An 18,855-nucleotide genomic window follows, 5' to 3' on the forward strand; every position below is an offset into this window, starting at 1 on the left:
TTCTATATTCTATTCGAGACAAACTGTCGCGGTATCCATTTTCACGGTCACCATCCGGTGGTAATTCGCTCCGGACGAAACGGCCGGGTCAAGCAGATGGTACAGCGGCGTAAGCCGGAACTCCGTACCTTCAATCCGGAAAGCATCCGGCCCGTCGGCGACGATCGGGAATTCTTTCCCGGCCAGTTCCAGCGGAGCGTCCGCTTCATAACCGAGCACCAACGGCCCATACATCGCCTTATAAAGCGTTTTATCGGCAATATCCCGGTTCTCGAGCGGCACCCAGCGGGGTTCGAAGCCGTAATTCAGCGCCACCGTATCGCCGGCGTCGAAATGCCCGCTCACCCGCAGGAATCCCTGCACGAAATGTGCCGAAACATCCGAATGCGACGGCAGTTGCACCGAATCGGGACGAAGGTAAGACGGCACCGCCAGCGCGAGGGTCACGGCGCGCTTCGGCGCTTCGGTCACGATGAACTCGACCCGGTTCCCGAACGGGTAACCGGTATGTTGCGAGAGCGCGATGTTTCGGTCGGGCAGCGCGAGCGTACTCTCGTGATAGAACGGAACGTACACCGTATCCGCCTCTACGAAATAGGCGTATTCCGCAGCGCGGCCCAATCCCTCTCCGCCGCGCATCGTGCAGCACCAGGTCGCCTCGTCGGCATGGATCGCCAAGTCGGGCGACACGACGCCCACCGGCCGGTCACACCCGAATCCGCCGTTGGCACGCTGCGTAGCGGCTATCCCGTTCAGGTAGATCTTATCGGCGTCCTCGAGGTATTGCGGATTCCGCGTAACAGCCCACAACTGCGTGGCGACCAGATAAGAATCAATGATCGCGCAAGGCTCCGTCCAGGTATCGTAACGCCCGAACCAGTTGTAATTCTCGTAATTTTCGGTCATGCCGAACTCTTTATACAATTTCCAGCGTGTCTCGACCTTAGGAATCAGCGTCGTATCCCCGGTCAGGGCCGCATAGCGCAACATCCCGCGCATGGCGGTCAACGACGCATGAGTCTGCGCCTTGATTCCCACCAGATCCATTCTCTCAAAAAGAGCGATCAGCTTTTCTATCAATGCCTTGGACTGCTCCGACGGAACATACTGGTACGAATGGATCAATCCTTCCATCCCGATGAATACGCAGCCGATATCCGACGACAGCCGCCAGCCGCCAACCGTATTCTGCACGCTGCCGGACATGTCTCCCGTACCGGCAATTCGCTCCTTGTCGCTGAGCGGATATTTGTCAACGAACGGCGCGATCGGAATGAACAAGCTGTCCACGATCGTCCGCGCGATTTCCAGTGCCTGCGGATCCTGTTTCCACGCATAATATTCGCACAGCCCGCGCAACAGCCAGCCATGCCCGGACAACTGCTGTTCGTCGACCTCCCCTTCGTGGATCGAACCGAGATAGCCTTTGGCGTTCAGGTGTTCGGGCAGCAGGCGGATCAGTTCGCCGAGGTATTTCGGCTCGCGATGCGAAGCGCGTCCGTCGAGCACCAGGGCGAGAATCGTCCGCCCCTCCTTGTCGCCGGGCCATCCGCCCGACTCCTGTTCGGTCCAATAGACCTGTTCCGGCTGATACAGTTCGGTTTCCATCCGGTCGAAATTGCGGCTCAGGCGATCGCCCAATTCACCGCCGACCGTAACGTTCTCGAATCCGGCCGGAGCCAGCGTCCGATCCCCGTCCTGCAAGCAACCCGCCATAAAACCGGCTGAGCAGAACACTGCCAGATAACTCCAAAATTTTCCTTTCATCGGTTCTTCGATTTTGATTCAGTAGTTCTAATTCCCGCTGCCAAACATCCGTCACTCGGACTTGAACCTGCGGATCTCTTCCTTCAATATTTTCAAATATTTGTCGCCGTGCTCCACGGAGGGCTCGATATCCTTGCTGACCTCGACGCTCGGCTGTTCGCCGGTCGTCCATTCGTTCCACGACACGACCATCGCAAAACGGGTTCCGATCTCCCGGGCGCGGGCGAACTGCTCTCGGAGCGTTTGCCCGTCGCGGCGTCCTTTTTCCGGAATGTAACCGGCATCGCCCGGATCGCCCTGCTTGCGGGTCGCAGCGCAGACGACCATCGTCTCGGGTTTCCCGTCGTAGATCGGATAGGTCTGCTCGCCGCGGTCTTCCCATGCCCAGTAACCGTATTTGCTGACCCGGTCTTCGGTGCGCAGCGACGGCTGTTCCGAGACGTACCCGGTCATCCAGCGTACCGTGAAACGGTCGTCGTTCCACTCCGGGGTTCCGTTCTGCCACGGCGACGGCGTATCGACATACACCACCAACAGCGGCTTACCCAGGTATAGCTGCATCATGTCCTTGTATTTCGGATTGTTGGCGTACATGTCGTACACCTGGTCGGCCTTCTTCTGCAACCGGCCGTCGTCAGCGGCTTCCGGAGCCCCGGTCACCCCGATGAAAATACTGATCTTCGGATGTTTCATCCCTACTTTGCCCATCTTGTAGTACTCGTCGAACAGGATGGCCGTAGCGTCCTCGATCAAATCCTGCTTCCCGCCTACCCAAAATTCGTCGGGATCGTAAGTCACGTTGTTCGACCAGTCGAGCCAGATAAAGTCGACGCCCGCATCGGTCAGCCACTCGGCATGTTTACGTATGACGCGGCGGTCACGCGAATCGTACCGGCCCAGCGCCGGCATCCCCCACGTATTTCCCCAAATATCGTTATCCATCCAAGAAGTGTAGGCGATGCCCACCTCGCGCTCGGACGGCGGAACAGGAGTAACTTTCCGGTTGTCTTTTCCGCCGGAAACGTCCGCGCAGCAAAGCGTTCCGGCCGTCAGGATCAGGATTGCCGCAAGCGCTCCGAATCGAATCGTTCTTTTTTTCATCGTTTTGAATCAGTTAGTTAGGTTGGAAATGGTTTTTCGTTATTCCGGCTGCTCCGGTATGCGGGAAGGCAGCTTCATCCGCATACCGTTCTCGCGAGTCAGCCGCAGGTCGAAATCGCTCTGCGGCCGGCGCCAATAGCTCATCATATTGTCCGGAGCCGACGGATCGGACAAGTGGCCGCCCCCTTTCCAGGTCTGGAATTCGTCCCAGTCCTTACCGTTCCACATTTTCAGGACATAGATCATCGAAACGGCACATCCCTTCCAGGGAATCAGGTCTTCGATCAGCACCGTTTTGGCGCGTTTGCAGACTTTCACTTTGCGGGTAAACGACGAAGTCGTCAACAGTTCGATCTCTTCGGGCGTACAATATTTCCGCAGGTTCTCGTTCGAGAACAGGCATTTCTGCTCCGCGACAAAGCCGGAGGGCCGGTTCTGTACCGTATCGAGCAACGGATAAACCGAACAATTCCGGTGATGCTCCCAACTGAGCGGATGTTTTTTCGTCTCATTCAGGTAAGACGGACGCGAATAGCGAAGAACGCAGAACATCATCCCGCCGCCGAACAGAACCGTATCGGTTTTCGGGTCGATCTCGCAGGCAGCCAGCATACGGGCCGCCGCCCGATCCAGCGGGCAACTCCCATGCTGCGTATAAAAACTGCCGAAGTAGAACGACAATCCCAACCGGTCGTTCCGGAAAGTGCCGGCGGTGTCGACGACCCGGCTCGCGGAATCGACCCGATAACGCTGCACGCCGCAGGAAACGAAACTCCCGGCGCACAGAAACGCGCAGAAAACGAGCAACCATCTTTTCATCATTCGGTCAGTTTTAGGTCAGTTCTCTTAAAAACACAAATTCCCGGAAAGAAACCTGATTCTCTCCGGGCTTGTTTGCAGGCCCGATCGGGGCCGGGAAGAAACGCTACTTCTTCGGCTTCGGAGCCAGAATCAGGATCATCCGCTTCCCTTCGAGGCGCGGCATCTGCTCCACTTTGGCCAGCTCTTCCAGATCGGTCGCGAAACGCAGCAACAAGATTTCGCCCTGATCCTTGAACACGATCTGGCGTCCTCTGAAAAAGACGTAGGCTTTCACCTTAGCCCCCTCTTTCAGGAAGTTCTCGGCGTGTTTCAGTTTAAAATCGTAATCGTGGTCGTCGGTATTGGGCCCGAAACGGATCTCCTTGACCACCACCTTGACGATCTTCGATTTGATCTCTTTCGCCTTTTTCTTCTGCTGATAAAGGAATTTCGAATAATCGACGATCCGGCATACGGGCGGATCGGCCTTCGGAGAGATCTCCACCAGATCCAGGCCCATCTCGTCGGCTTTGTTCAGCGCATCGCGCAGCGACATCACCTCCGGTTGCTCGATATTGTCGCCGACCACCCTGACCTGCGGCGCCGTAATAAAATTATTGATCTTATGCGCGGCCTCTTTTTCCGGCATTCTTCCCCTCATGTAGGGTCTCGATTGTGGTTTCGTAATTATAGTTTTGTCCTCCTTACGTTAGTGAAACAAAATTTTATCTGTAAAAACGGGAGCCGTTTGCGGCTCCGGTTCCGGCGCGGCATCCGCCTCCCGTTTTCATCCTTTTCTATTTATTCAACTTCTGAATCTCGTCGGCGACCATCTTGCGGATCAGTCCGACGAAATCGTCCTTCGTCATCACGCCCTTGTCGCCTTCGCCCTGGGCGCGGACAGCCACCGTGCCTTCCTGTTCCTCCTTTTCCCCGACGATCAGCAGGAACGGAATCCGTTTCAGTTCGTTGTCCCGGATCTTCCGTCCGATCTTCTCGTTACGGTCGTCCACCTGAGCACGAATATCGGAATTATTTAGAAAATCTGAAACTTTTTTCGCATAATCGTTGAATTTTTCGCTGATCGGCAGCACGACCACCTGGTCGGGAGACAGCCACAACGGGAATTTTCCGCCGGTATGCTCAAGCAGGACGGCCACGAAACGCTCCATCGAGCCGAACGGCGCGCGGTGGATCATGATCGGGCGATGCTCCTTGTCGTCCGACCCTTTGTAAGTCAGGTCGAAACGTTCGGGCAGGTTGTAATCCACCTGGATTGTTCCGAGCTGCCACTGGCGGCCGATCGCATCGCGCACCATGAAGTCCAGCTTCGGCCCGTAGAAGGCGGCCTCACCGAGTTCGACGGTCGTATTCAGTCCCTTTTCGGCGGCCGCCTCGATGATCGACTGTTCGGCCTTGTGCCAGTTTTCGTCCGAGCCGATGTACTTCTCCTTGTTGTTCGGATCGCGCAGCGACACCTGTGCGGTAAATTTATCGAAACTCAACGTCTTGAAAATATACAGCACGATGTCGATCACCTTCATGAACTCGTCCTTCAACTGGTCGGGACGGCAAAAGATGTGGGCGTCGTCCTGCGTAAACCCGCGCACCCGGGTCAGCCCGTGCAACTCGCCGCTCTGTTCGTAGCGGTACACGGTGCCGAATTCGGCGAAACGCAACGGCAGATCTTTGTAAGAACGCGGTTTGAATTTGTAGATTTCGCAGTGGTGCGGGCAGTTCATCGGCTTGAGCAGAAACTCCTCGCTGTCATCCGGCGTATGGATCGGCTGGAACGAGTCTTTCCCGTACTTGGCGTAATGCCCCGAAGTAACGTACAGGTCTTTCATCCCGATGTGCGGCGTGATTACCTGTAGGTACCCATACTGCTTCTGCACGTTCCTCAAAAAGTGTTCCAAACGATCTCTGAGCGCAGCGCCTTTCGGCAGCCACAACGGCAAGCCCGCTCCCACGCGCGGCGAGAAACAAAACAGTTCGAGCTCCTTGCCGAGCTTGCGGTGGTCGCGCTTCTTGGCCTCCTCGAGCATCGCCAGGTATTCGTCGAGCATCGATTTTTTCGGAAAGGTGATTCCGTAGATACGGGTCAGCATCTTGTTGTTCTCGTTGCCGCGCCAGTAGGCCCCGGCCACCGAAGTCAGCTTGATCGCCTTCACGTACCCCATGTGCGGCAGGTGCGGCCCGCGGCACAAATCGGTAAAATTACCGTTCGTATAGAAACTGATCGTCCCGTCTTCGAGCCCCTCGATCAATTCCACTTTATACTGGTCGCCTTTTTCGGTATAGGTCTTCATCGCCTCGGACTTGCTGACCTCGCGGCGACAGATCGCCTCCTTCGTGCGCGCCAGTTCTTCCATCTTTTTCTCGATCTTCGGCAGATCGCCTTCGGTGATCGGCGTCGGACTGTCCACATCGTAGTAAAAGCCGTTCTCGATGCTCGGCCCAATCCCGAACTTGATCCCCGGATAGAGCGCTTCGAGCGCCTCGGCCAACAGATGCGACGAAGAGTGCCAGAACGCTTTCTTGCCTTCGGGATCTTCCCATTTGTGCAATTTGACCGACGAATCTTCGTTGATCGGGCGGTTCAGATCGACGATCTCGCCGTTGACCGAAGCCGACAACACCTCCTGCGCCAGGCGCGGGCTGATGCTCTCCGCAATTTGCATTGCGGTCGTTCCCTGGGCGTACTCACGAATGCCGCCGTCGGGAAAAGTTACTTTTATCATCATGAATCTATTCGTTTATCCGGTGCAATACGAGCTGCGCCGGCTGGTATTCGTTATGCTTTTTCCGGTTCATCGGGCAGCTCGGATGCCGACACGTCGGCGCCGCTGTCCCGTTTGTATTTCTGCAACGGGTTCGCCGTAATCGCCGCGTATAGGCGGCGGCTGCGCACTACGTCGAGCGCGAGGTAGATCGCATCGCGCATTGCGCTCTCGTCGGCCCGGTTCTCCCCGGCGATGTCGAAACCCACGCCGTGCGCCGGACTGGTACGGACAACCGGCAACCCCGCCGTAAAGTTCACCCCGCCGCAACTGAGCGCCTTGAATGGAGCGAGTCCCTGATCGTGGTACATCGCCAGCACGGCGTCGTATTTCATATAACCGGCCGAAGCGAAAAAGCCGTCGGCGGCAAACGGTCCGAAAGCCAGTATTTTCTGCTGGGAAGCAGCCTGAATGGCCGGAACGATGATCTCCTTCTCCTCGCTGCCGATCAATCCTCCGTCGCCGGCATGCGGATTGAGACTCAGTACGGCGATGCGCGGTTCGCGCACCGAGAAATCCTGGATCAGCGACTGCCGGAGCTCGCGCAACTTGGTCACGATCCGCTGTTTGGTAACCGATGCGCTGACCTCCGAAACCGGGATATGAATGGTTACCAGCCCCACCTTCAGCAGATCGCTGCACATCAGCATCAGCGGATCGCCGCCGAATTCGTGCGCGAAAAATTCGGTATGCCCGGTAAAGCCGAACTGTTCGCCCTGCACGTTCTCCTTGCAGATCGGAGCCGTAACCACCGCGTCGATCAGGCCGGCTTTTAGGTCGGCGGCCGCAGCCCGGAGCGCAGCGACGGAAGCCTCACCGGCCGCCGCGCTCAGCACGCCCGGTTCGACGCGCAGGTCGCCGGACACGCAATCGACCAGGCTGATCCGTTTCGGAGCGGCCTCGCGGGCCGACACAACCGTACTGAATCCGAAGTTTTCCGCCGCGTCGATCTGTTTTTTATAAAAAGAAGCCGCCTTGGCCGAACCGTAAACGATCGGCGTGCACAATTCGCACATTCGCGGATCGCAAAGCGTCTTGATAATCACCTCGTATCCGATGCCGTTCACATCGCCCTGCGTAATACCGATCCGTATTTTGGAATCACTCATACGTCATTTATTTGAAATTCCGGCGTCTCCGGCTAAAACCCGCAGACAACCGCCGTTCGAAAATAGAATATGCAAAGATATAAAACTATCTCGAATAAATATCGCACTGCAACTGTAACTTTTACACCTCTTTCCCGTTGTATAAATAATTTCACAGGATTCCGTTCCGGATAATCACGACCCGTTATGAGAAAAATACTCTTTTTGTTCGCATTGCTCGTCCCGGGAATCGCTCTGGCAGCCCAGACCCAGATGGTACGGCTGACCCGTTTCGAAGGGAAACCGATCGTCGGCGTAGCGGCCTCCGGCTCTTTCAACGTGGAGTTGATCCGCTCCGACCGGACGTATGCCGTCGTAGAGGTCAACGCCGAATACGAGGATATCCTGCTGTTCGAGTTGGACGGTCGGGGCGTAGTCACGGTCGGATTCAGGACGAACGCTCCGCTCCGTTTCGAAAACAACCTGGTTTGCCGCGCCAGAATCTATCTGCCGCACCCCGAATTCATTCACGGGTCGGGAGCGGCCAGCATCGTTTGCAGCGGCGGTTTCGAAAGCAACGCCCTGCAGATCGAACTGAACGGAGCGGCCAAACTCAACGGGCCGGAGATCGCGGTCACCGGAGAGGTAAACCTGCAATGCAGCGGAGCCAGCCGGATGACCGACGCCGCGATCAACTGCCGGGAATTGAACGGCATCCTGAACGGGGCCTCGAAAGCCGATATCCGGGAGTTCAGCGGCAACCTGTTCTGCGATATCTCCGGGGCCTCGCGCATCCGCATGGCCGGCAACGCCGGGATCGCCGACATCAAGGCCAGCGGAGCTTCGAATTTCGACGGGCAGCAACTCAGTTCGCGGGATTGCCGGATCGAAGCGTCCTCGGCGTCGAAAGTAAACACCGGAACCGTACTGGGAGACCTGACGGCCAACGGAAACAGCGCCTCCAGCATCACTTACAAAGGAGACCCGACGATCCGGAGCATCACCATCTCTTCCGCATCGTCGATAAAAAAAGCACTCTGACAAGTCAACTGCATAATTAGATTAGGATTAGTTTTGTTTTGTTGGACGGGCCGCCCCTTGAGTTGGGCGGCTTCGTCTTTTTTGCATTTAGACATCGTATATTTACAATTTATTTTGACGGAACACGTCATAAATAAATTATATTTGCGACGTAATTCTAAACCTGAATGAATGAAATCCTTTAAAATCGGAGATCTTACCATCAAACTGCCTATCATCCAAGGCGGTATGGGAGTAGGCATTTCCCTTTCGGGGCTGGCCTCGGCCGTAGCCAACGAAGGAGGCGTCGGAGTGATCTCGTGCGCCGGAATGGGGCTGCTGTACCCGAAATTCTCGAAAGACTATCTGACGAACAGCATAATGGGTCTCAAAGAAGAGATCCGCAAGGCGCGCGCAAAAACGCGCGGCGTGATCGGGGTCAACGTCATGGTCGCGCTGAGCAACTTCTCGGACATGGTCAAAACATCGATCGCGGAGAAGGCCGATATCATCTTCTCCGGCGCGGGACTGCCGCTCGACCTGCCGTCCTACTTACAGCGGGAGAGCACCACGAAACTGGTGCCCATCGTCTCTTCGGCCCGCGCGGCGAAGATCATCTGCGAAAAATGGAAAGCGAACTACGACTACCTGCCCGACGCCATCGTCGTCGAAGGTCCGAAAGCGGGCGGTCACCTCGGCTATAAAAACAACCAGATCGACGACGCCAACTACTCGCTGGAACACATCGTTCCGGAAGTGGTCGCCGAAGCGCGGCATTTCGAAAAGCTCTACGGCCGCCGCATCCCGGTGATCGCCGCCGGAGGACTCTATACCGGCGAAGACATCTACCGGATCATGGAACTCGGCGCCGACGGGGTGCAGCTCGGCAGCAAGTTCGTGACAACCGAAGAATGCGACGCGTCGCAGGCGTTCAAGGACACTTATATCAATTCCCGCGAGGAAGACATCGAAATCATCGCCAGCCCGGTAGGAATGCCGGGGCGCGCGATCGCCGGGGAGTTCATCCGCCGGGTGCGCGAAGGGCTGACCCGTCCGAAGAAATGTCCGTTCCACTGCATCAAGACCTGCGACTACACCAAAAGTCCCTACTGCATTATCATGGCGCTGTACAATGCGGCCAAAGGCAACCTGTCCCGCGGATACGCTTTCGCAGGAGCCAATGCGTTCCTGTCCAAAAAGATCACGAGCGTCCGCGAAACGATCGCTTCGCTACAGGCCGAGTTCCGCGCGGCGGAACTGCGCCGCAAACGCGGCCCGCTGTCGGTATAACGCCAGACAGGGACGGGCGGCCGCCTATTTTCAAAACGGTATTCGGAGATATTTCCTATCTTTGGGTATCGTTTTTGTTTGATACCTGTCGATTAATCGAAATTTAAGTTATGAAGGAAACCGTTCGCAAAAATTACCCGGTACTGGAAATGAGCTGCGCGTCCTGCGCCATGAGCGTCGAACAAACCGTGCGGAAACTGCCCGGAGTCACCGACGCATCGGTGAATTTCGCATCCAACCGGCTGTCGGTCGGATTCGACGAATCGCAGATCACGCCGCAGCAGATCCGCGCCGCCGTCCAGGCTTCGGGATACGACCTGATCATCGACGAACAGGGCGGAGAGGTCAAACAGCAGCAGGCCGAACGCAACCGCTACCTGCGCCTGCGGTACGACACGATCGGAGCGTGGCTGTTCTCGCTGCCGATCGTCGTGATCGCCATGCTGTTCATGCACATGCCTTACGGCAACTGGATCATGCTCATACTGTCGCTGCCGGTATTGTTTTTTTTCGGGCGCGGCTTTTTCGTCAACGGATGGAAACAACTGCGCCACCGGCAGGCCAACATGGATACGCTGGTGGCCCTCAGCACGTCGATCGCTTTCCTGTTCAGCCTGTTCAACACCGTTTACCCGCAGTTCTGGCTCCGGCGCGGACTCGAACCGCACGTCTATTACGAAGCCGCCTGCGTAATCATCGCATTCGTGCTGGTCGGCAAACTGCTCGAGGAACGCGCCAAAAGCAACACATCGTCCGCCATTAAAAGACTGATCGGCCTGCAGCCGACCACCGCCCGGCTCGTGAGGGGCGATCACGAAGAGGACGTTCCGATCTCCGCATTGCAGGTGGGCGACCGGGTTTCGGTACGCCCGGGCGAAAAAATCCCGGTGGACGGCGTCGTTCGCGACGGATCGTCGTACGTAGACGAAAGCATGATCACCGGCGAACCGCTGCCCGTCGGCAAGGAGGCCGGGGACAAAGTGGTGGCCGGCACGATCAATTCGCGCGGGACGTTCGTTCTCGAAACCACCGGAGTCGGCAGCGACACGCTGCTGGCCCGGATCATCCGCATGGTACAACAAGCCCAGGGCAGCAAAGCCCCGGTACAGCGCATCGCCGACCGGATCGCGGCAATTTTCGTACCGACGGTCATCGGCATCGCGCTGCTGACCTTCGCGCTGTGGCTGGCCATCGGCGGCATGGACTATTTTTCGTATGCCCTGCTATCGGCCGTCTCGGTGCTGGTCATCGCCTGTCCCTGCGCGCTGGGACTGGCTACGCCGACCGCGCTGATGGTCGGCATCGGCAAAGGAGCCGAGAACCAGATCCTAATCAAGGACGCGACGGCCCTCGAACAACTGTGCCGGATCGATACCGTCGTCATGGACAAGACCGGTACGCTGACCGAAGGGCGCCCTTCGGTCGTCGACTGGATCGCCGCAGGCCCCGACCTGCCGGAGTACCGAAACATGATCTGCGCCGCCGAAATGAAATCCGAACATCCGCTGGCCAGCGCCATCGTAAACTACCTGTCGGCACACGAAGCGCAACCCTGCGAAGTGGCCTCGTTCGTCAGTCTGACCGGGCGTGGAATCCGTTTTACGGCCGGCAACGCGGACTACTGGCTCGGCAGCCGCAACCTGATGGCCGAACAAGGCGCCGCGCCGGCCGAAGAAACGGACGTGCGGATCGAAACGGCCCAGCAGACTGGCGCAAGCATCGTCTATTTCGGCACGGCCGACCGACTGCTGGCCGTCATCGTTATCAACGATACGCTGAAAGCGACCACGCCGCCCGCCCTCGACCAACTGCGCAGGCTGCACATCGACATCGCCATGCTGACCGGAGACAGCCGTAAGACAGCGGCCGCGCTGGCCGAACGGCTCGGCATCCGCCATTACCGGGCCGAAGTGTTGCCCGACGACAAAGACAAATACATCCAGCAATTGCAGCGGGAAGGTAAGCGCGTAGCGATGGTCGGCGACGGCATCAACGACTCGCAAGCGCTGGCTCGCGCCGACGTCAGCATCGCAATGGGGCACGGCACCGACATCGCAATGGACGTCGCGATGGTCACGCTGATGAATTCCGACTTGCTGCTGCTGCCGAAAGCCTACGTTCTGTCGCGCAAAACCGTCCGGCTGATCCGGCAGAACCTGTTCTGGGCGTTTATTTACAACCTGATCGGCATCCCGATCGCGGCCGGCGTGCTCTACCCGCTGTACGGCATCCTGATGAATCCGATGCTGGCCGGAGCCGCCATGGCGTTCAGTTCCGTATCGGTAGTCGCCAACAGCCTGCGTCTGAAATGGATGTCCACAGGAACGCCGCCTCTTTCGTCCGGCCGCCCGAACAACGTTCGCGCCGATTAAAACACAGAACGCTCTCCCCGGTCGGGGAGAGCGTTCTGCATATCGGATAAAATCCGCAGGTACTATTTCAGCCGCATCAACGCTGCGATTTCTTTCGGCAGGTCGGTGTTGTCCATGATCCCGTTGATCCGGTCGGCGCACGCGCCGTACAGGTAAACGGGCACCAACGTACCGGTATGTCCGGTCGTGCCGAACTGGTATCCGATCCCGCTTTCGGAGAGCGTGAAATCGGTCTTGTTGCTCGTGATCGACAGTCCGGAAGTTTCGTGATCTGCCGTCACGACGACCAGCGTGCCGGGATGGGTGTCGGCAAAATCCATCGCAGCGCCGACAGCCCGTTCGAAATCGCGCGTCTCGGCCAGGATGCCTTCCGCATTGTTGGCGTGCCCTTCCGAATCGATCTGCGATCCTTCGATCATCACCATGAAACCCTTTTTGGAGCCGGCCGCATTGTTCGACAGGATTTCGAGCGCCTTTTTGGTCGCATTGCACAGGTAGTTTTCGTCGCGGCCCTTCATCACCGTCGGCATGTACTCGTCGGCGAACAGTCCGACCACCTTGCCGCGGTCCACCCCGTTCAGTTCGTTCATATCGTACACGACGCGGTAGTCCTTCGTTTTCAGCGCGTCGATCAGCGGCTTGCCGTCCTTCTGTCCTTCCTGCAGGAACTTCTTGCCGCCGCCCAACGCAACGTCCACGCCGCTTTCGACGAACTGCTCGGAAATTACGTCCAGATCGCCGCGGCTGGGCACGTGTGCAAAGAAAGCGCCCGGAGTCGCATGTTGTAGGTAGACGGTTACGACCAAACCGGTCTGGTATCCCTCCTCTTTGGCCCGCTCCATAATCGATTTGAAAACCTGCCCGTCGGGCCCCATTCCGAGCATACCGTTATCGGTTTTGTTCCCCGATGCCAGAGCGGTCCCGGCAGCGGCCGAATCGGTCACGCGGTTGTTCGCCGAGTAGGTCTTAATCAGGGCGATGTTCCCGCTGCGGTCGAACGCTGTGGGCCGGTAGCCGTTCTCAAGCATCATCATCGACACTTGCGACAATCCCATCCCGTCGCCGATCATGTAAATCACATTCTTTACCGCGCATTTTCCGCTTTTTTTAGGACCCGGTCCGGATTTGGCCGACAAATCCGCCGTCAATGCGGCCATCCATACGACAAGCAATCCCAAGACAATTTTTTTCATCTTCTTCTATTTTTAAGTTGACAAAATCTGTTTTTCGCTTAACAAAGATACGATTTTTACCCGAAGGTAGCGGTTAAGTTCCCGTTAAAATGATTTTCGGGCAAAAAATGCGGACGGATAATTTGTGCGAAACGAAATATTTGCTACTTTTGCACTCGCAAACGCCGAATGACGGCGGGATAGCTCAGCTGGTTAGAGCGCATGATTCATAATCATGAGGTCCGGGGTTCAAGTCCCCGTCCCGCTACTATAAAAGGTTATGACTTCCGTCATAACCTTTTTCGTTTATCAACTTAGTAAAATCGCGAGTTACACACATACCCATAAAGCGATGCGACATCCGCTTCGCTTTATCGACGGATATCGATGCTATCAAATCAAACAGTCACACCTAATCGCTCCGCTTATTCAATTTCTCCAGAATTTCTTTAAAATCATATTTATACATCTCCTCCATATTATAATTCAGCGCATACAAATCCCCGTTGATCAAATCGACGGCATACGCAGAAACAAACCGATCCAATTTCACTTCGGCCAATGGATTCCCATCCCAGTCGAAAAACTGAATCACCGGCTTTTTCGACATCTCCTTTCCGATATTTTCTCTTTTCTCACCCAGGTACAAAGCGCCGAAAAAATCAGGGAATGCGACCAGATCCATATAAGTGCGCTTTCTGCTTTGGGGATCGAGATCTTGCACGTCGCCGATACGATCCAACTGTCTGCCGACACAAATCGTTTTCCCGAAAGAGCCGTCCGGAGAATATACGTTAATCTGATTTAATCTGTTAGGAGCTTCGACAATCCGGCTACCGTCGGCATTGCATTTCGTTGCCGTCGACAGAATATTAAAATCTTCTCCCGCACGCACGGAAGAAAAATTTAACTTTTCGAGATTCTCCGGAATCGTTTTTTCTCCTTTATGCAGAATGTATCTTATTTGTCGGGTATGCTCTTCATTAATCTCTTTACATAAAAAAGTCGTACTGTCCAATACGATAAACGCCGTCAGATTCCGAGGAAAAGAATCTTGCATCATTCTCATACGAAGCGCCTTGTTTTTTATCGTTTCAGATAAGTCCATTTTATAGGATTTCCCTGTCGGAAAACTGTATATAATAGCTTTGAGCCGGCCTTGCTCTTTCAGAAAATTTTGCTGCTTCACCCAAGGCGAAGACAACAGTTCGTTGGGTCCGTTTCCCTTCATCAAATATTTCCCCAAATGCTTATATTCGGGCAATGAGACAAGCGACCAGTACCCCTTATTATCGGATGTGGAAATAAGCAGCAATGAATCCCGAATAACAATACTCGATACCCCGATTACATCCGGATCGAAAAGCGTCCCCTGGCCGATCGTAAAAGTTTGCGGAAACGTATCGACATATGCGACCTCGTCCAGAATCATGTAATCCGCCGAAGGAACGACAACCTGTCGGCAGGCTGAAACAAAAAAAGAAAACGCTACGACCGAAACAACACATCGTTTATTCATACCCAATCCTATTAAAACTCCGCTCTTATTTACAAATCAACAATTATTTGGAACACTTACCCCGACCGTACCATGTGCATTTGGAACGACATATTCCACAAAACTACGTGATCCGCAACGGAACACCGGCTCAACCTAATTTTTTCTTATATTAAATCCTCATCAGCGAAGATATTTTATCCAAATTTACTATCTAAAGTTCAATTCTCATCGCATTTTTATTCTTTTTACATCGCCGATTCAACATGACTATCGACAAGATCGCCGATTCCGAAATCGAAACCGAATTCATTTTCCTTATATAAAATGGATTCGATTCCCGAATGAATCGTTATATTTGTATCAAACACGGAAGATGACACTCCGAAAAAAGTCTCAAAAAACTCGCTGAATCGAACGTACCGACAACCATTTACAAAACTCGTATCATTACCAACTAACCCCACATTATTATGAAACGTTTCTTGACATGCTGCCTTCTGGCGGCAACCCTGGCCTGGTTCGGATGCGCCGAAAACCCGTCCAAAGGCAATGCCGGTTCTAATTCCGGCACCGACTCGACCTCCGTAACCGAAGGCCCCGTCCCGATGACCCATATCCTGATTTGCTGCCGCAGCGCGAACGAAGGAGTCATCAAGTTCAAGGTAGGCGACAAGTGGATCACCGATCACGATTACAAAAACATCGACCAGGCCCGCGCGATCCTTTCCACGATCCAACAGGCCGGCATCAACAACGTGATCATCGACCTGACCAATCCCAGCCAATGGGCGACCGTTCCCGCGAGCTGGCCGGGATGCCAGCCCAACGAAAACGCCCTGTGGGACGTGGATACCAAGTACCAGCTCGAAACCATCGAAACGGTGTGCAACGAACTGGGGATGCAGTTCATCATGTTCATCGGCAACCCGGCAGCCCACACGTTGGCCTACTGGAACGGCATCGCCAAACGCATCTGGGAAAACTGGGCCCAGAAGGATGTTTACCGCAAATACGGCTACGGAGACGACCGGCCGATGCTGGTGGTTTTCTACATGGGCGAAAACTTCCGGGAAATGTACGACGCCGCGCCGGACAACGAGAAAGACTACCTGGCTAAATTCCGGATCGGCACCTGCCAGGTCAACTCCCCGATGGATTTCGTCGCTTCGGACGGATGGGGCTACCGCAACCGCTCTTCGAGTTCGGATAACACGGTGCGGTTCGTCTGCCCGAACGAAGGAGTGGCTCCCGCAGACTGGAAACGCAGCACGCTGGATCAATGGAAAGAGAAAGTAGCCTGGGCAGGCGAAGCGTCCGAATACTGCATCTTCGGCTCATACGACGACACGTGCGATGCGATCTTCTGGGGAATTGCCGACACCAAAGAGAGCAAAACGGCCCACAAACGCTATCCCAACGGAGAAAAACCGGACGATTACTACAACGTGGTAAAAGAGTACCTTGCGAACCGAGACAAGAAAAAATAGGCTTGCGAACCGACACGGCAAATTATCGAGGTGGAACCGTAAAACCGACCTTATATGAAAATGAAACATATATTACCGGGAATTTTGCTGCTGGGGATTATCGCCGCCCTGTCCTCCTGTTCCGCAGAACTGCGGATACAGCGCAAGCAATACAAAGAACAAAAACTGCCGCCCGGACAGGTTAAAAAAGTCACGGGATCGAAATCCGCCGCACCGTACGCCCCCGGACACAACCAGTAAACGATCCGGTGCCGTCCGTTCGCGGGCAGCACCGGAAGGCCGGTATACAAATCATTTTCCCTAACCGAAAGGCGGTCGCAGATACCTGCGACCGCCTTTCGGTTATTATCCGGCAAAGCCTCCCTTATTTAAACGGATTTTTTCCGGAATCGGACTCTTTGCCGGTCCGTTCGGCATTCATGGCTTTGTATTTGTCGATCATCGAATGGATGAAGTTATACCCGGACATGCTCCATTGCACGATGTTATAGATCAGGTTGGCCTTCCCGGTGATCTGCTCCATCAGGTAGCCCACCGAGAACATCTTCGATATCCCGCGGTAATCGTCCCGCAACCTCCGTTCGACCGCGTCCAATTCATTTTCCACGCGCAAGCGTTCGATCCTGACGTCCTGCAGCGAACGGATCCGCTGATAATGTACTTTACTCATCGTCCGAATGTTTTTTACGCATGTCATAGACCATTTTGCCGAACATCCTGGCCATCTGATCGACGATCAGCCTGCGGCGTACCGCATATACGATCGCTGCCAGCACGACGAACAGCCCTCCCATCAACAGTATGGCGCCGAGCATCGACCCGATTAACATGCCGATCACCCACGTCAGGGCCACGGCAAAGAACATCGCGGCGATCCACAGCAAAACAATCAGGACGACCACGCCGAACAGTGCGTTGAAAAAGGTCGAAAGATTCTCGATCAGGCCGAGCCGCAGACGATCCGCATAGAGCGCCGCATAATCCTTCACATCCCGAGTCGCCTGTCCGATTCGGCCCCTGTCGTTGTTTTCCATACCTGCGGCGGATTTACTGTTGTTTGTGGGCGTACAATTCCTCCTCTACGGCATCCTTTACCTTCTGCTCGCCGTGTTTGATCTTATCGACGATTTTGTGACGCGTGTTCTGCCCCGAATCGGGAGCCAGCAGCAGGGCTACGACCGCACCGATGGCAGCTCCGCCCAGAAACGAAAAAAAGCATTGACCTTTCATGATTTTAATTTTTTAAGGTTTGAAAAATAATTTCTGAAATACCGGATTACAGTGTTCCGTATTCGGTTTTAACAAAAAACAAACCACAATTCCCATTTCACGGAAAAATTGCGGACTTTCCGGAAATCCGGCCAGAAATAAAAACGGAGCTTTCTCAGAAATACCGCTCCCCCGCCATAAGGAAATTTACAAATCCGGACCCAGACACGCATCATCCGCACAACTCCTTCCCCCCACACTCCAATTACTAAAAGAACAGAGCCGATATTGCTATTTTAATGATATTATTATTTTCGTATAAATTGCGAATATCCCCCAAAGCAAACCTAAAGACAATCGACCATGCTAAAAAACTGAACCTTGAAAAATTTGCCATGGTAGCTACATGGAAGAAAACGAGAAAAGCGCGGTAATCGGCGGAGACTGGTATTACGTCGCATCTACCAACCGGCTCGAAAGCACGGGAGCCGGGGATAATGCACGAATCATCGAAGACGAAACGACATTAATGAATAACGGATATTCGTCTTTAAGCTTGCGACAAAATTCCACGAGTCTGAACACGGCAGAGTCGGGACAACAAAATGCGGTTCTTAGGGCGATGGGGGCGATGGTCAGTATCAATTCAAATGTACCCATAAGTGCTGCAAACTATGGAAGTACAGGCAGGGGAACAAGTTTTGCACAAACTTTACAAACATTAGATCCAATTACGAACCAACCGGTTACTGCCATTGCCATAAATTCCGGAACTAACTTTTTTAATGCAGCCAATTTCTACGATTAAATGTGCGTTCTTATTTAATGAGAACGTCCATTCCGACCAATATGCAAATAACCAATGATTTATAGTATTTGTTTGTTCGCCGAAATAAATTCAGCTATTGGAAACCTGCAAGCCCGGGATTCCGTACAACACTCCGATCCTCAAACCATTTTTCGTTCGAACGAGACGAAGCGCCCGTTATACGAGTAACCTTCAAAAACGGACAAGTAGTATCGGTCACCGATGGCCCCTTGATTCAACCCTTTTGCCGCATAAAAAAAGAGTCCCCCGATTGCTCGGAGGACTCTAAGGAGGCGGCTACCTACTCTCCCACATGTTACTGCAGTACCATCGGCGTGAACGGGCTTAACTTCTCTGTTCGGAATGGGAAGAGGTGGAACCCCGCTGCTATAACCACCTAAATCTACATTGTTATAGCTAACAACATGATATCGTAAAGTTCTTTTGACTCAAACACCT

The 18,855-nt window shown here is 54.5% G+C and carries 17 protein-coding genes, 1 tRNA gene and 1 rRNA gene; 7 read left to right on the forward strand and 12 right to left on the reverse strand.

All coding sequences use genetic code 11. From position 1 onward, the window contains the following. Nucleotides 1–9: 9 nt before the first annotated feature. The 6 genes from GFH31_RS06260 to pdxA form a co-directional block, all read right to left on the reverse strand. A complete protein-coding gene (locus GFH31_RS06260; RefSeq protein WP_153498345.1) occupies nt 10–1,767 on the reverse strand; it encodes a beta-L-arabinofuranosidase domain-containing protein in 1,758 nt (585 codons plus the stop codon). Nucleotides 1,768–1,818: 51 nt separating this feature from the next. Beyond that, nucleotides 1,819–2,868 (reverse strand): hypothetical protein, encoded by a 1,050-nt coding sequence (locus GFH31_RS06265; RefSeq protein ID WP_153498346.1) that lies wholly within the window; start codon nt 2,866–2,868, stop codon nt 1,819–1,821. Nucleotides 2,869–2,907: 39 nt separating this feature from the next. After that, nucleotides 2,908–3,690 carry a hypothetical protein gene (locus GFH31_RS06270; RefSeq protein WP_153498347.1) on the reverse strand — a complete coding sequence of 261 codons (783 nt, stop codon included), beginning with the start codon at nt 3,688–3,690 and terminating at the stop codon, nt 2,908–2,910. A gap of 103 nt (nt 3,691–3,793) precedes the next feature. After that, on the reverse strand, nt 3,794–4,330 hold the full coding sequence (gene infC / locus GFH31_RS06275) for a translation initiation factor IF-3 (protein WP_055205682.1): 537 nt from the start codon (nt 4,328–4,330) through the stop codon (nt 3,794–3,796). A gap of 136 nt (nt 4,331–4,466) precedes the next feature. Continuing rightward, nucleotides 4,467–6,410: a threonine--tRNA ligase gene (gene thrS, locus GFH31_RS06280; protein ID WP_153498354.1), complete on the reverse strand. Its 1,944-nt coding sequence runs from the start codon at nt 6,408–6,410 to the stop codon at nt 4,467–4,469. A gap of 53 nt (nt 6,411–6,463) precedes the next feature. After that, nucleotides 6,464–7,558, reverse strand: coding sequence for a 4-hydroxythreonine-4-phosphate dehydrogenase PdxA (gene pdxA / locus GFH31_RS06285; RefSeq protein ID WP_101572099.1), 1,095 nt, complete (start codon nt 7,556–7,558; stop codon nt 6,464–6,466). 186 nt (nt 7,559–7,744) lie between these two features. On the opposite strand from pdxA, the gene GFH31_RS06290 reads away from it, so the two are divergent. The 3 genes from GFH31_RS06290 (at nt 7,745) to GFH31_RS06300 (ending at nt 12,219) form a co-directional block, all read left to right on the forward strand. Next, complete coding sequence (locus GFH31_RS06290) at nt 7,745–8,578, forward strand: GIN domain-containing protein (RefSeq protein WP_101572097.1); 834 nt, start codon at nt 7,745–7,747, stop codon at nt 8,576–8,578. Between the two features lie 171 nt (nt 8,579–8,749). Next, complete coding sequence (locus GFH31_RS06295) at nt 8,750–9,847, forward strand: NAD(P)H-dependent flavin oxidoreductase (protein WP_055205679.1); 1,098 nt, start codon at nt 8,750–8,752, stop codon at nt 9,845–9,847. Nucleotides 9,848–9,957: 110 nt separating this feature from the next. Continuing rightward, complete coding sequence (locus GFH31_RS06300) at nt 9,958–12,219, forward strand: heavy metal translocating P-type ATPase (RefSeq protein ID WP_118456947.1); 2,262 nt, start codon at nt 9,958–9,960, stop codon at nt 12,217–12,219. Between the two features lie 62 nt (nt 12,220–12,281). Here GFH31_RS06300 and GFH31_RS06305 read toward each other — a convergent pair whose 3' ends face one another. Beyond that, nucleotides 12,282–13,412 (reverse strand): alkaline phosphatase, encoded by a 1,131-nt coding sequence (locus GFH31_RS06305; protein WP_118456949.1) that lies wholly within the window; start codon nt 13,410–13,412, stop codon nt 12,282–12,284. A gap of 173 nt (nt 13,413–13,585) precedes the next feature. Here GFH31_RS06305 and GFH31_RS06310 point away from each other — a divergent pair. Then, nucleotides 13,586–13,659, forward strand: a tRNA-Met gene (locus GFH31_RS06310). Between the two features lie 144 nt (nt 13,660–13,803). Here GFH31_RS06310 and GFH31_RS06315 read toward each other — a convergent pair. Beyond that, the gene (locus GFH31_RS06315; protein WP_145996526.1) at nt 13,804–14,910 is read right to left on the reverse strand and encodes a BF3164 family lipoprotein; all 1,107 of its coding nucleotides are present in this window, start codon (nt 14,908–14,910) and stop codon (nt 13,804–13,806) included. 452 nt (nt 14,911–15,362) lie between these two features. Here GFH31_RS06315 and GFH31_RS06320 point away from each other — a divergent pair, with 452 nt between their 5' ends. Next, nucleotides 15,363–16,379 carry a hypothetical protein gene (locus GFH31_RS06320; protein ID WP_118456951.1) on the forward strand — a complete coding sequence of 339 codons (1,017 nt, stop codon included), beginning with the start codon at nt 15,363–15,365 and terminating at the stop codon, nt 16,377–16,379. A gap of 54 nt (nt 16,380–16,433) precedes the next feature. Then, nucleotides 16,434–16,619 carry a hypothetical protein gene (locus tag GFH31_RS06325; protein ID WP_118456953.1) on the forward strand — a complete coding sequence of 62 codons (186 nt, stop codon included), beginning with the start codon at nt 16,434–16,436 and terminating at the stop codon, nt 16,617–16,619. 124 nt (nt 16,620–16,743) lie between these two features. On the opposite strand, the gene GFH31_RS06330 is transcribed toward GFH31_RS06325, so the two are convergent. The 3 genes from GFH31_RS06330 to GFH31_RS06340 are packed head-to-tail and all read right to left on the reverse strand — an operon-like array spanning nt 16,744 to nt 17,609. Then, complete coding sequence (locus GFH31_RS06330; protein WP_118456955.1) at nt 16,744–17,049, reverse strand: hypothetical protein; 306 nt, start codon at nt 17,047–17,049, stop codon at nt 16,744–16,746. Further along, a complete protein-coding gene (locus GFH31_RS06335; protein WP_055205673.1) occupies nt 17,042–17,413 on the reverse strand; it encodes a hypothetical protein in 372 nt (123 codons plus the stop codon). The genes GFH31_RS06330 and GFH31_RS06335 overlap by 8 nt, the downstream gene beginning before the upstream one ends. A 13-nt stretch (nt 17,414–17,426) precedes the next feature. Next, nucleotides 17,427–17,609, reverse strand: coding sequence for a YtxH domain-containing protein (locus GFH31_RS06340; RefSeq protein ID WP_055205672.1), 183 nt, complete (start codon nt 17,607–17,609; stop codon nt 17,427–17,429). 385 nt (nt 17,610–17,994) lie between these two features. Between GFH31_RS06340 and GFH31_RS06345 the strand changes: the two genes are divergently transcribed. Further along, a complete protein-coding gene (locus GFH31_RS06345) occupies nt 17,995–18,396 on the forward strand; it encodes a hypothetical protein (RefSeq protein ID WP_153498348.1) in 402 nt (133 codons plus the stop codon). Nucleotides 18,397–18,684: 288 nt separating this feature from the next. Here the strand turns inward: GFH31_RS06345 and rrf are convergent. Continuing rightward, a 5S ribosomal RNA gene (rrf, locus tag GFH31_RS06350) occupies nt 18,685–18,797 on the reverse strand. Between the last annotated feature and the right edge of the window lie 58 nt (nt 18,798–18,855).

It is taken from the genome of Alistipes sp. dk3624 (assembly GCF_009557455.1).
GTDB classification, from domain to species: Bacteria; Bacteroidota; Bacteroidia; order Bacteroidales; family Rikenellaceae; genus Alistipes_A; species Alistipes_A hominis.